Annotated in this window: 12 protein-coding genes; 4 read left to right on the top strand and 8 right to left on the bottom strand. The window is 73.2% G+C overall.

What is annotated here, in order from left to right:
• The first annotated feature begins 6 nt into the window (after positions 1 to 6).
• Entirely contained in the window at positions 7 to 1,785 is a 1,779-nt protein-coding gene (locus ACZ6PY_RS25305) for an IucA/IucC family protein (protein WP_466075841.1), read from the top strand.
• The gene (locus ACZ6PY_RS25300) at positions 1,782 to 3,272 is read left to right on the top strand and encodes an MFS transporter (RefSeq protein ID WP_466075838.1); all 1,491 of its coding nucleotides are present in this window, start codon (positions 1,782 to 1,784) and stop codon (positions 3,270 to 3,272) included. The genes ACZ6PY_RS25305 and ACZ6PY_RS25300 overlap by 4 nt, the downstream gene beginning before the upstream one ends.
• Before the next feature lie 19 nt (positions 3,273 to 3,291).
• On the opposite strand, the gene ACZ6PY_RS25295 is transcribed toward ACZ6PY_RS25300, so the two are convergent.
• The 6 genes from ACZ6PY_RS25295 to trmB form a co-directional block, all read right to left on the bottom strand.
• Positions 3,292 to 4,551: an Nramp family divalent metal transporter gene (locus tag ACZ6PY_RS25295; RefSeq protein WP_466075835.1), complete on the bottom strand. Its 1,260-nt coding sequence runs from the start codon at positions 4,549 to 4,551 to the stop codon at positions 3,292 to 3,294.
• 26 nt (positions 4,552 to 4,577) lie between these two features.
• On the bottom strand, positions 4,578 to 4,772 hold the full coding sequence (locus ACZ6PY_RS25290) for a hypothetical protein (RefSeq protein ID WP_466075832.1): 195 nt from the start codon (positions 4,770 to 4,772) through the stop codon (positions 4,578 to 4,580).
• Positions 4,773 to 4,832: 60 nt separating this feature from the next.
• Positions 4,833 to 5,702: a manganese catalase gene (locus tag ACZ6PY_RS25285; protein ID WP_466075829.1), complete on the bottom strand. Its 870-nt coding sequence runs from the start codon at positions 5,700 to 5,702 to the stop codon at positions 4,833 to 4,835.
• 281 nt (positions 5,703 to 5,983) lie between these two features.
• Complete coding sequence (locus ACZ6PY_RS25280; RefSeq protein ID WP_091263986.1) at positions 5,984 to 6,631, bottom strand: hypothetical protein; 648 nt, start codon at positions 6,629 to 6,631, stop codon at positions 5,984 to 5,986.
• A gap of 119 nt (positions 6,632 to 6,750) precedes the next feature.
• On the bottom strand, positions 6,751 to 9,255 hold the full coding sequence (locus tag ACZ6PY_RS25275; protein WP_466075825.1) for a DEAD/DEAH box helicase: 2,505 nt from the start codon (positions 9,253 to 9,255) through the stop codon (positions 6,751 to 6,753).
• Positions 9,256 to 9,302: 47 nt separating this feature from the next.
• A complete protein-coding gene (gene trmB / locus ACZ6PY_RS25270) occupies positions 9,303 to 10,007 on the bottom strand; it encodes a tRNA (guanosine(46)-N7)-methyltransferase TrmB (RefSeq protein WP_466075822.1) in 705 nt (234 codons plus the stop codon).
• A 123-nt stretch (positions 10,008 to 10,130) separates the two neighbouring features.
• On the opposite strand from trmB, the gene ACZ6PY_RS25265 reads away from it, so the two are divergent.
• Together ACZ6PY_RS25265 and ACZ6PY_RS25260 are read left to right on the top strand one after the other, a co-directional pair.
• The gene (locus ACZ6PY_RS25265) at positions 10,131 to 10,733 is read left to right on the top strand and encodes a hypothetical protein (protein ID WP_466075819.1); all 603 of its coding nucleotides are present in this window, start codon (positions 10,131 to 10,133) and stop codon (positions 10,731 to 10,733) included.
• A gap of 8 nt (positions 10,734 to 10,741) precedes the next feature.
• Positions 10,742 to 11,407: a class F sortase gene (locus ACZ6PY_RS25260; RefSeq protein ID WP_466075816.1), complete on the top strand. Its 666-nt coding sequence runs from the start codon at positions 10,742 to 10,744 to the stop codon at positions 11,405 to 11,407.
• A gap of 379 nt (positions 11,408 to 11,786) precedes the next feature.
• Here the strand turns inward: ACZ6PY_RS25260 and ACZ6PY_RS25255 are convergent, their stop codons facing one another.
• On the bottom strand, positions 11,787 to 12,107 hold the full coding sequence (locus tag ACZ6PY_RS25255; protein WP_466075813.1) for an antibiotic biosynthesis monooxygenase family protein: 321 nt from the start codon (positions 12,105 to 12,107) through the stop codon (positions 11,787 to 11,789).
• Positions 12,108 to 12,129: 22 nt separating this feature from the next.
• Positions 12,130 to 12,927 (bottom strand): exodeoxyribonuclease III, encoded by a 798-nt coding sequence (locus tag ACZ6PY_RS25250; protein ID WP_466075811.1) that lies wholly within the window; start codon positions 12,925 to 12,927, stop codon positions 12,130 to 12,132.
• Positions 12,928 to 13,000 lie beyond the last annotated feature (73 nt).

Below are 13,000 nucleotides of genomic sequence, written 5' to 3'. Positions count from 1 at the left end.
ACCCGCGTGACCACCCCCTCCGCCGCCGTCGACCACCTCACCCCCGAACTGTGGGCCGCCGCCAACCGCCACCTGGTCCGCAAGGCCCTGGCCGAGTTCGCCCACGAACGGCTCGTCACCCCCGAGCCCCAGGGCGGCGGCCACTACCGGGTACGCAGCGACGACGGCAGCGCCGAGTACCGCTTCGCGGCCCGGCGGCTCGCCCTGAACCACTGGTGGATCGACCCCGCCGGCCTGACCCGGCACGTCGACGGGCGGGAGGCCCCGCTCGACGCGGTCGACCTCTGCCTGGAACTGCGCGGCGCGCTCGGCCTCACCGACGCCGTCCTGCCCGTCTACCTCGAGGAGATCACCTCCACCCTGGCCGGGCTCGCCTACAAGCTGGCCCGGCCCGAGCTGACGGCGGCCGAGCTGGTCGGAACGGACTTCCAGCGGATCGAGACCGCGATGACCGAGGGACACCCGTGCTTCGTGGCCAACAGCGGCCGGATCGGCTGGGGCGTGCACGACCACCACCGGTACGCCCCGGAGGCCGGCCGGCCGGTCCGCCTGCTCTGGCTCGCCGCCCACCGCGACCACACCACCTTCACCTGCGCCGCCGACCTGGACTACGACACCCACGTCCGGGCCGAACTCGGCGAGGAGACCCTCGCGGGCTTCGCCCGTACCCTCACCGGGCTCGGCCTCGACCCGGCCGACTACCTGCTGCTGCCGGTGCACCCGTGGCAGTGGTGGAACAAGCTGGCCGTCACCTTCGCCGGCGAGGTGGCCCGGCGCCACCTGGTGCCGCTGGGTGAGGGGCCGGACGAGCACCTGGCGCAGCAGTCGGTGCGCACCTTCTTCAACGTCACCGACCCGAACCGGCACTACGTGAAGACCGCGCTCTCGGTGCTCAACATGGGCTTCATGCGCGGGCTGTCCGCCGCCTACATGGAGCACACCCCGGCCATCAACGACTGGCTGGCCGGCCTGATCGCCGCCGACCCGGTGTTCGCGCGGACCGGGCTGTCGATCATCCGGGAGCGGGCCGCGATCGGCTACCGGCACCGGCAGTTCGAGGCGGCCACCGACCGGTACTCGCCGTACCGGAAGATGCTCGCCGCGCTCTGGCGGGAGAGCCCGGTGCCCGGGCTGGAGCCCGGCCGGCGCCTGGCCACCATGGCGTCGCTGCTGCACGTCGACCGGGCCGGCCGCTCGTTCGCCGGTGCGCTGATCGCCGGCTCCGGGCTGGCGCCCGCGGACTGGCTGCGCCGCTACCTGGACGCCTACCTCGTGCCGGTGCTGCACGCGCTGCACGCGTACGACCTGGCGTTCATGCCACACGGCGAGAACGTCATCCTGGTGCTCCACGACGACGTGGTCGAGCGGGTGGTCTTCAAGGACATCGCCGAGGAGATCGTGGTGATGGACCCGGCGGCCGACCTGCCCGAGGCGGTGAGCCGGATCCGGGCCGCGGTGCCCGAGGACGAGAAGGTGCTCTGCGTCTTCACCGACGTGTTCGACTCGTTCCTGCGCCACCTCAACGCCATCCTGGCCACCGAGGGGATCCTCGACGAGGAGGGCTTCTGGCGGACCGTGGCCGAGTGCGTCCGGGCGTACACGGAGTCCGTGCCGCACCTGGCCGACCGGCACGACCTGTTCGCCCCGGAGTTCGCGCTGTCCTGTCTGAACCGGCTGCAACTGCGCAACAACCAGCAGATGGTCGACCTGGCGGACCCCTCGGCGGCGCTCCAGTTCGTCGGGACGCTGGCCAACCCCCTCGCCCCGTACGCCCCGCGGCCGTGAGTGCCCTCGCGGCGCCGGCCGCCCCGGTCGGGCCGGCGGTGCTCCGGCACCGCTGGTGGATCCTGGCCGTGCTCTGCCTGGCCCAGGTGACGGTGGTGCTGGACAACACCGTGCTCACCGTGGCGGTGCCGGTGCTCACCACCGAGCTGGGCGCCAGCACCAGCGACATCCAGTGGATCATCAACGCGTACGCCCTGGTCCTGTCCGGCCTGCTGATCAGCGCGGGCAGCGCGGCCGACCGGTACGGCCGGCGGCGGATGCTGCTGGCCGGGCTGGTGCTGTTCGGGGCCGGGTCGCTGGCCGCCGGGCTGGCCACCACGACCGGCCAGCTCATCGCGGCCCGGGCCGGGATGGGCGTCGGCGGCGCGCTGCTGGTCACCGCGACCCTCGCGGTGGCCGTGCAAGTCTTCGAGGGACCCGCGCGGCAGCGGGCCATCGGGGTCTGGGCGGCGACCAGCGCGCTGGGCTTCGCCGTCGGGCCGCCGGTCGGCGGGACGATCCTCGCCCACCTGCCCTGGCAGGCCATCTTCCTGGTGAACGTGCCGGTGGTGCTGGTCTGCCTGGTGGCCGTCCGGCTGCTCGTGCCGGAGTCCCGCAAGGCCGTCGCCGGCCGCCTCGACGTGCTGGGCGTGCTGCTCTCCACGGCCGGGCTCACCGGCGTGGTCTGGGCCATCACCGCCGGGCCGGAGAAGGGCTGGGCCGCTCCGGCGGTGCTCGCCGCGGCCGTGGCCGGCCTGCTGCTGCTCGGCCTCTTCGTCGCCTGGGAACACCGGGTCGTCGACCCGATGCTGGACATGGGGCTGTTCCGCGATCCCCGCTTCACCGGCGCGGTCTCCGGGGTCGTGCTGATCACCTTCGGCGCGACCGGCGCGCTGTTCCTGCTCACCCAGCACCTGCAGTTCGTCCGCGGCTACCCGGCGTGGGAGGCCGGGCTGCGGATGGCGCCGTTCGCGCTCTCCATCGTGGTGCTCAACCTCACCGGGGTGGCCGCCGCGCTGATCCGCCGGATGGGGCGGCCGGCCGCGGTCGCCGTCGGGATGGCGCTGCTCGCCGTCGGTCTGCTGGCCGTCACGTACACCCCGGGCGACGGCTATCCGGTGCTGCTCGGCGGCCTGCTGCTGATGGGCGCCGGCTGCGCGCTGGCCAACCCGGCGATCGTCGAGGCGGTGGTGAGTGCGCTGCCACCGGAGCGGGCCGGCGCCGGGGCGGGTGTCGACGGCACCATGACCGAGGTGGGCGGCAGCCTGGGCGTGGCCGTGCTCGGCGCGGTGCTCAACGCGCGGTTCGCCGCCCTGCTGCCCGCCGCGCTGGCCGGGGCCGGCTCGTTCCCGGCCGCGCTGGCCGCGGCCGGCACCGACGGCGAGCGCGTCCTGGTCCGGGACGCGTTCCGGGTGGCGCTGGAGACCGGGCAGACGGCCGGCGCGGCGGCCGTGCTGGCCGGTGGCCTGGTCACCGCGTACCTGCTGCACCGCGCCCGGCACCGGTGACGGCGCCGGACCCGGCCGGTCAGGCGACCAACTGCCAGAGCAGGAACAGGTTGAGCGCCACCACGAGGGCGGTGATCACCGACGCGACGGCGGTGGTGGCCGGGCGGTTGACCAGGCTGCCCATGAGGTCCCGGCGGCGGGTGAAGGCCACCACCGGGATCAACGCGAACGGGATGCCGAAGCTCAGCACCACCTGCGACAGCACGAGGGCCCGGGTCGGGTCGACGCCGACGGCGAGCACCAGCAGTGCGGGCACCAGGGTCACCAGCCGGCGCACCGCGAGGGGTACGCGGCGGCGCAGGAAGCCCTGCATGATGACCTCGCCGGCGTAGGTGCCGACGCTTGTCGAGGCCAGCCCGGACAGCAGCAGTGCCACCGCGAAGCCGAGCGCCGCCACCGCGCCGAGGCTGCCGGCCAGACCGGCGTGGACGCCCTCCAGGGTGTCGGTGCCGGGGATCCCGCTGCCGTGGAAGGTGGACGCCGCGACGAGCAGCATGGCCAGGTTGACCGCGCCGGCGGCGCTCAGGGCGAGCAGCACGTCGGTGCGCAGGCCCTTCGCCACGATCCGCCGCTCGGTCTCGTCGGCGGCGGGGATGCGGTTCGGGGTCAGCGCGGAGTGCACGTAGATGACGTGCGGCATCACCGTCGCGCCGAGGATGCCGGCGGCCAGCATCATGCTGTCGGTGCCCTGCATCCGGGGCAGCAGACCGCCGGCCGCGGCGGGCACGTCGGGCCGCGCGGTGAGCAGGTTCACGGCGAAGGCCAGGACGATCACGCCGAGCAGCACGGCGATGGCGATCTCGAACGCCCGGAAACCTCGCGCCCGCAACGCGAGGACAGCGAACGCGGCCGCGCCGACGATCAGTCCGCCGGCCAGCAGCGGGATGCCGAAGAGCAGGTAGAGGGCGACGGCGCCGCCGATGACCTCGGCCAGGTCGGTGGCCATGGCCACCAGTTCGGCCTGGACCCACATGACCCGGTTGACCGGCCGGGGCAGGTGCTCACGGCACAGCTCGGGCAGGCTGCGGCCGGTCGCCAGGCCGAGCTTGGCGGTGAGCGTCTGCACTAGCATGGCGGCCAGGTTCGCCGCCACGACGACCCAGACCAGCAGGTAGCCGTAGCGCGCGCCGGCGGTGGAGTTCGTGGCGAAGTTGCCCGGGTCGACGTAGGCGACCGCGGCGACGAAGGCCGGCCCGAGCAGGATGAGGCGGCCGCGGACCCGGCCCCGGGCACGGGCGGTCTGCAGCGGTGACGCGATGGTGATGTCGTTCGTGACCACTGTGTGCTCCTCGGCGGGCGGACGGATCAGACGGGTTCGCGCTCGGGCGCCGGCTGGCGGGCCGGCCGCGCCGCGGGCTTCCGGTCGAGCGCGTCGGCGACCGGGATGAGGGCCGTGACGGCAGCGAGGGCGAGGACCGCCGGCGGGGCCGTGCCGGCGCTCGCCGCGCCGACCGTGAGCAGGGCGAAGACGGCCAGCTTGGTGCGGTTGGCGGTGGACATGTCACCTCCCGGATCAGGCGGTGCCGGGCCGGCCGCCCGACCGGCCCGGCGCCGGAGGCGTCAGGTGAGCTTGCTCTTGACCTTGGTGGCGACCTTGCCGGCCATGCCCGGGTTGGTGCCGTACAGGCGGGGGTCGCCCGGCGGCAGGACCGGCTCGGGGGCGTGCGCCCGCGGGCTGTGGTCGTAGCGGAACTCGCCCTTGCCGTCGGGGGAGGGGCCGGAGGCCCACCGGCCCTCGGCGGCGTCCTGTCCCGGTGAGAAGTCCAGGTACGTGTAGCTGAACTCCTTGGTGAACTCCTTCGAGTCTTCGAAGGCGTCCGGCACCGGCATCTCCTCCAGGCCGTCCTCCTTGAGCTGCTCGATGGCCGCCATCCACATGTTCTGGTGCATGGTGTCGCGGGCCAGCAGGAAGCGGAGCATCTGCTTGACGCCGGGGTCGTCGGTCATGTTGAACAGGCGGGAGACCTGGAGCCGGCCCTGGGCCTCGGCGGTGACGTTGAGCTGGAAGTCGGCCATCAGGTTGCCGCTGGCGGTGATGAAGTTGCCGTTCCAGGGCACGCCGTTGCTGTCGGTGGGCAGCGCGCCACCGCCGCCGTGGATGAAGTGCGCCGGGTTCGAGCCGCCGTAGATGGCGCCGACCATCGGGTTGTCCTCGGCGGCCTCCGAGAGCGACAGCGGCGCTTTCTCCAGCAGCCGGGTGATCATCGTGGCGATCATCTCGACGTGGCCCATCTCCTCGGTGCCGACGTCGAGCAGCAGGTCCTTGTACTTTCCGGGTAGCCGGCAGTTCCAGCCCTGGTACAGGTACTGGTTGGCCACGGTCATCTCGCCCCACTTGCCGCCCAGGATTTCCTGCAGCCGGCGGGCGAACGCGGCGTCCGGCCCGTCCGGCTTCGCCTCGAACTGCAGGTCCTTCATGTGCGTGAACATCAGATCTCCTCGGATTCACGGGTGCCGTTGCCGGCGGATTGCCGGCCCGGCGTCTCGCCGGACCGTCAGCGGGCCATGCCGGCACGCGGCGGGCGCACGCTGAGGAACTCTCATGAGTTCAGCTTCCCGACAACTGCTCACATATGCCCCTCATCTTCCCGAAAGAGGGAGAAACTGCTTGGAGACGGGATCATCCGGGCTGACCATTTTGGTCGACCACCCGCGGACACGAACGAGCGGCCGCCCGGGGAGGGGCGGCCGCTCGTCGGGGCGGGCCGGGGTCAGGCGGCGGTGGACCAGATGGCGCGGAAGGCCGCGGCCTCACCCGCCAGCCACTGCTCGACCTGCTCCGGCTTGACGTCGGCCGGCATCCGGTGGGACTCGCCGCGCCGGACGTCGACCAGCACCGGCTCGGCGTGCGGCAGGACCGCGTCCATGTGCCGGGCCATCAGGTGCAGGGTCGCCAGGGTGGTCTCCTCGCTCGGCGGGGCCTCGTCGAAGTGCAGCCGGATCGCCTCGGCGCGACCGTCGGCGTAGCGCACCCCGAACTGCGGGTTGATCTTCACGGGTAGGTCGCCCAGCATCGCGAGGGCGTCGCGGGTCTGGGCCAGGTCGACGCCGGCCGGCTCGCCGAGCGAGTGCAGCCAGGTGGTCGCCCCGGGCACCAGCGCCTCGTAGAGCGGGCGCCAGCGCGGCTTGACCAGGTCGGCCACCTGGGCCAGGTGGGTGCCACCGGTGTGGAAGGCGACGTCGGCCTTGAGCGCCTTGACGAACTGGCCGTGCGGGTTGAAGCCGTGCCGGCTCGCCCGCTGCTTGCGCAGGCCGCCCACGAAGGTGGCCTTGGTGGGCCCGGTGCGGTCCACGTAGCGGGTGAACCCGAGGAGGGTGGCGTAGGGGGTGACGGGGGCGGCGGAGGTGGGCGCGGTCACGAGCATCCTCCCAGGTCAAAAGCTCGATTAGTACATACATTCTAATCGACGACCCTGACATCGCCCAGGGTGCGAAAAGGGCCGCCCGGACATCCCGGGCGGCCCTTTTTCGCGTAGTCCTACAGCTGTCCGACGTCGGTGATCCGGACGACCGCGGCGCCCGCCTCGTCGGAGGCCGCGAGGTCGATCTCGGCGCTGATGCCCCAGTCGTGGTCGCCCTCCGGGTCGTCCAGGATCTGGCGGACGGTCCACCGCTCCCGGCCCTGCTCGATCATCAGCAGCGCCGGCCCGCGCGCGTCCGGCCCCACCCCGATCGAGTCGTACGCCTCGAAGTACGGCTCCAGCGCGTCCGCCCACGCGTCCGCGTGCCAGCCGTGCTCGGCGTCCAGCTCGCCCAGCAGGTCCCAGCGGCGCAACGCGGCCAGCTCGACCCGGCGGAACAGCGCGTTGCGCACCAGCACCCGGAACGCCCGGGCGTTGCGGGTGACCGCCGGCGGCCGGTCGTCCAGCGAGGCGGCCACCTCCGCCACGTCGGCCGGGTTGCGCAGCCGCTCCCACTCGTCGATGAGGCTGGAGTCGACCTGGCGGACCAGTTCGCCCAGCCACTCGATGAGGTCGACCAGCTCCTCGGTCTTGGCGTCCTCGGGGACGGTCTGCCGCAGGGTCTTGTACGCGTCCGCGAGGTAGCGCAGCACCAGGCCCTCGGAGCGGGACAGGCCGTAGAACTGGACGTACTCGGTGAAGGTCATGGCCCGCTCGTACATGTCCCGGACCACCGACTTGGGGGAGAGCTGGTGGTCGGCGACCCACGGGTGGCCCTGCCGGTACATCTCGTACGCCGACTCCAGCAGCTCGGCGAGGGGCTTCGGCCAGGTCACCTCGTCGAGGAGTTCCAGCCGGGCCTCGTACTCGATGCCCTCGGCCTTCATGGCGGCGACCGCCTCGCCGCGGGCCTTGAACTGCTGCGCGGAGAGCACCTGGCGCGGGTCGTCCAGGATCGACTCGATCACGCTGAGCACGTCCAGCGCGTACGACGGGGACTCCCGGTCGAGCAGCTCGACGGTGGCCAGGGCGAGCGGGGACAGCGGCTGGTTGAGCGCGAAGTCGAGCTGGAGGTCGACGGTCAGGCGCACCCGGCGGCCCTGCTCGTCCGGCTCGGGCAGCTCCTCGACCACGCCGCCGGCCCGCAGCGCCCGGTAGATGGCGATGGCCCGGCGGATGTGCCGGCGCTGGGCGGCCGGGTCCTCGTGGTTGTCGGTGAGCAGGTGCCGCATCGAGGTGAACGCGTCGCCGGGGCGGCCGATGACGTTGAGCAGCATCGAGTGGCTGACCTGGAAGCTGGAGGTCAGCGGCTCCGGCTCGGCCTCGACCAGGCGCTGGAAGGTCGGCTCGCCCCAGCCGATGGAGCCCTCCGGCGGCTTCTTCTTGACCACCTTGCGGCGCTTCTTCGGGTCGTCGCCCGCCTTGGCGAGGGCCTTCTCGTTCTCGATGACGTGCTCGGGGGCCTGCACCACGACCCGGCCCAGGGTGTCGAAGCCGGCCCGCCCGGCCCGGCCGGCGATCTGGTGGAACTCGCGGGCCTTCAGCAGCCGGGTCCGGGTGCCGTCGTACTTCGACAGGCCGGTGAAGAGCACGGTGCGGATCGGCACGTTGATGCCGACGCCGAGGGTGTCGGTGCCGCAGATGACCTTGAGCAGCCCGGCCTGGGCCAGGGTCTCCACGAGGCGGCGGTACTTGGGCAGCATGCCGGCGTGGTGCACGCCGATGCCGTGCCGGACCAGCCGGGACAGTGTCCTGCCGAAGCCCGAGGTGAACCGGAAGTTCCCGATCGCCTGGGCGATCATGTCCTTCTCGGCCCGGGTGCAGACGTTCACGCTCATCAGCGCCTGGGCGCGCTCCAGCGCGGCGGCCTGGGTGAAGTGCACGACGTAGACCGGGGCCTGCTTGGTGGCCAGCAGTTCCTCCAGGGTCTCGTGCAGCGGCGTCGTCGCGTACGAGAAGAGGAGCGGGACCGGCCGCTCGGCCGAGCGGACGACGGCGGTCGGCCGCCCGGTGCGCCGGGTGAGGTCGTCCACGAAGCGGGTGGTGTCGCCGAGCGTCGCGGACATCAGGACGAACTGGGCCTGCGGCAGCTCGATGATCGGCACCTGCCACGCCCAGCCCCGGTCCGGCTCGGCGTAGAAGTGGAACTCGTCCATGACCACCTGGCCGACGTCGGCCCGGGCGCCCTCGCGCAGCGCCAGGTTCGCCAGGATCTCCGCGGTGCAGCAGATGATCGGGGCGTCGGCGTTGACGCTGGCGTCGCCGGTGAGCATGCCGACGTTCTCCGCGCCGAAGACCTCGCAGAGGGCGAAGAACTTCTCCGAGACCAGCGCCTTGATCGGCGCGGTGTAGAAGGTGGTCCGGTCGTCGGCCAGCGCGGCGAAGTGCGCCGCGATCGCCACCAGGCTCTTGCCCGAGCCGGTCGGCGTATTCATGATCACGTTCGCGCCGGAGACGATCTCGATGACCGCCTCCTCCTGGTGGGGGTAGAGGTCGAGGCCGCGCTCGGACGCCCAGCCGGCGAACGCGTCGTAGAGGGTGTCGGGGTCGGCGCTCTTCGGCAGCGCGGCGGTGAGAGTCATGGCGGCTCCCATCGTGCCTGGATCATGGGCCGTCGCGCCAACCGGGTTCAGCGCCGCCGGTGGACCAGGTCGAAGATTTCCCGCCCGGCGGTCAGCGCCCGGCGCTCGAACTTGGTCACCGGCCGGTGTGCCGGGCGGGGCGCGAAGCCGCCGTGCACGTCGACCAGCTCCGGGTCGGCGGTCAGCGTCTCCCGCATCGACCCGGCGTACTCGGCCCAGTCTGTCGCGCAGTGCAGCGTCCCGCCGGGGGCCAGCCGGGAGCGCAGCAGCGCCACGTGCCCCGGCTGGATGATCCGCCGCTTGTGGTGCCGGGCCTTCGGCCACGGGTCGGGGAAGAAGACGTGCACCGCGTCCAGGCAGCCCTCCGGCATGGCCCGCACCAGGTCCAGCGCGTCGCCCTTGGCCACCCGCACGTTGTCCAGGCCGTGCCGTTCGACCAGGTCGAGCAGGTTGGCGATTCCGGGCGTGTGCACCTCAACCGCCAGATAGTGTCGTTCCGAATCGGCGGCCGCCATCGCCGCGGTGGCGTCGCCCATGCCGGAACCGATCTCCAGCACCAGCGGCGCCCGCCGTCCGAACAGCGCCGCCGGATCGCACGGCCCGTCCAGGTCGTCGATCTCCAGGCCGTACGCGGGCCAGAGCCGGGCCAGCGCGTCGCGCTGCCGGTCGCTCATCCGCCCGCGACGCGGGTGGAAGGTGCGGATGCGGGCGGCGTGGGCCGGCGGCGCGGCGCTGAAGTCGGTGGAGGTCACAGCGACCCGAGCGTACGCGACCGCCGGAGCGGATCGGATGTGATGGGCGGCCCGGGGTGAGAGGATTCATCCCGTACGGCAGGACGGGTGGCCCGCCGCCCGAGCCCGACGCCGGGAGGGGGCATGGTGTCAGTCACGGGACGTGCGGCGCTGCTGGTCGCGGCCGCCGCGTGCACCGCCCCGCTGGTCGGCGCGCTGCCCGCCCAGGCCGCCCCGCGGCCCGCCGCGGCGACGGTGCGAGCGGCCGCCCCCGCCGCCGAGCCCGTGCCCGGCCAGCCCGGCACGCAGCCACCCGCCGACCTCATCTTCGTCGAGGTCACGCCGAGCACCGTCGAGGCCGGCTTCCTGGTCGGCATCCGGGCGAGCTGCCGGGACAACTCGGTGCCGGCCACCGTGGTGTCCGACGCGTTCGGCCGGGTCCAGGTGCAGCCGCAGCGCGGCCTGCTCACCGCCTCGCCGATGGTTCGCGACCGCACCCGCCCCGGCAACTACCGGGTGAAGCTGGAGTGCCCCAGCGGGCAGACGGCGTCCACCATGCTCCAGGTCGTCAAGCGGGTGCAGCCCAGCCGCGGACCGGCGACCGGCTTCGGCGGCACGGCCGGCGGCGGGTTCGGCGGTGGGCTGCTGGTGCCGGTCGGGCTGGCGCTGACCGTGGCCGGCGCGGTGGTCGGCGTGGCCGCGTCCCGCCGGCAGCCCCGTACCCTCCGTGGCGCCGCCCGGCGCTGAGCCCCGCCATGGCCGCGAACCCCAGCCCCCAGCCCCGCCCCCGGGCCACCGGCCGGAGCCCCTGGTCGGTGCCGCTCGCCGTGCTGCTCGTGCTGGTCGGGGTCTTCGCCACCGGCGCCGGGCTGGGCCGGACCGCCGGGCCGTTCGACTGGGCCGACGCGGCGACCGGGTCGAGCCACCGCACCGCCGAGCCGACCCGGGCGCGGGAGCCGACCAGCCTCCCGGTCCGCCTCGCCGTGCCGGCCATCAAGATCAGCGCTCCGGTCACCCCGGTCGGTCAGGCCCGGGACGGCTCGATCGCGGTCCCGCCACTGACCCAGCACCACCAGACCGGCTGGTACGACCGCGGGGCGGTGCCCGGCGACCCGGGCCGGGCGATCATCGTCGGGCACGTGGACACCAAGAGCGGGCCGGCGGTCTTCTACCGGCTGCACGACCTGAAGCCGGGGGACCGGATCGAGGTGACCCGGGCGGACCGCAGCGTGGTCACCTTCAAGGTCGACACCGTCGAGTACTTCGACAAGGCGAACCTCCCCGCCGACCGGGTGTACGGCGACGCCGGGCCGGCCGAGCTGCGGCTGATCACCTGCGGCGGCGAGTGGGTGGGCGGCCACACCGGCTACCAGGACAACGTAATCGCCTTCGCCTCGCTCCTCGACACCCGCAACCCCTGACGCCGTGGGCCTCGCGCGCCGGCCGCCCGCGACCGGCGTCGCCTGGACGGGTCGGCGATGGTCCACGAGCCGCTACGAACTTGATGACGTCAGCGAGTCACTCTTGGCGGCACACACCGGCCCCGCGACCCGCGGCGCCTCGGGTCGGCGGTGGTCCAGGAGCCGCTACGAACGTGATGACGTAGACGAGTCACTCTTGGCGGCATCGGTGCCGCACTGAACCACGGTGCCGGGCTGATTCACGTGCCGGGCTGGTTCACGTGCCGGGCTGGTTCACGTGCCGGGCTGATTCACCTGCGACATCAAGTTCCTAGGCGCTGGCGAGGGAGCGGCGAGCGGCGCGGTGCATCCGCGGCCGCCTCTGGAGCAGTCAGAGGGTTCAGCTCTTGGCGGGGACCTGCTGGACGACCTCGAACTCCAGCAGCGTGGCGCCGGTGGACACCGGCTTGCGCGCCTCGCCGCCCTGGCCGCCGGCGTGCGCGGCCCGGGACGGCCCCTGCGCCCACGCCTGGTAGGCCTCCTCGGTCTCCCAGCGGGTGTAGACGAAGTAGCGACTCTCCCCGCCGACCGGGCGGAGCAGCTCGAAGCCGAGGAAGCCGGGGGAGTTCTGCACCGCACCGGCCCGGGCCGCGAACCGCTTCTCCAGCTCCTCGCCGGCGCCCGGCGGGACGTCGATCGCGTTGATCTTCACGACTGCCATGCCCTCCACCCTACGAGCCCGGTCAGAACGTCTCGACGGCCGGCACCAGGTCGGCGTCGACGACGATCGGGGCGTGGTCGGAGGGGCCCTTGCCCTTGCGGGCCTCCCGGTCCACGTACGCGGAGGTGACCGCGCGGGCGAACGGCGCCGTGGCGTAGACCAGGTCGATCCGCATGCCCTTGTTCTGGTGGAACATGCCGGCCCGGTAGTCCCAGTAGGTGTAGGGGTGCGGCCCCTTCATGGGCGTCGGCACCACGTCGCTGAGGCCGAGGTCGCGCAGCGCGGCCAGGGCGGCCCGCTCGGCCGGGGTGACGTGGGTCGAGGTGACGAAGAGCTTCGGGTCCCAGACGTCGGCGTCGGTCGGTGCGACGTTGAAGTCCCCGCAGACGGCGACGGGCAGCCCGCCGGCCACCTCCGGCTCCAGGGCGTCGCGCAGCGCGGCGAACCAGGCCAGTTTGTACGCGTAGTGCGGGTCGTCGGGGGAGCGGCCGTTCGGCACGTACACCGACCAGACCCGCAGGCCGGCGCAGGTGGCCGAGATGGCCCGGGCCTCCGGCAGGGGGAAGCCCGGCTCGCCGGGGAAGCCGACCGCCACGTCGGCCAGCCCCACGCGGGACAGGATGGCCACCCCGTTCCACCGGCCGTCGCTGTGGCTGGCCGCCTCGTAGCCCAGCTCGCCCACCTCGGCGACCGGGAAGGCCCCGTCGGGGCACTTGGTCTCCTGCAGGCAGACGACGTCGGGCTTCGTGGTGGCCAGCCAGTCGAGCAGGCGGGGGAGGCGGGCCTTCACCGAGTTGACGTTCCAGGTCGCCAGGCGCATGTCTCCAGCCTGCCGCATCGGCGGTCACCCCGCCGGGTCAGCCCGCGGGGTGTCGCGCCGTCGTCTCCCGGGG

The organism is Micromonospora sp. NPDC048907, from assembly GCF_055586885.1.
The sequence above is the reverse complement of the archived record's forward strand: the minus strand, read 5'-3'. Positions and strand labels throughout refer to the sequence as shown.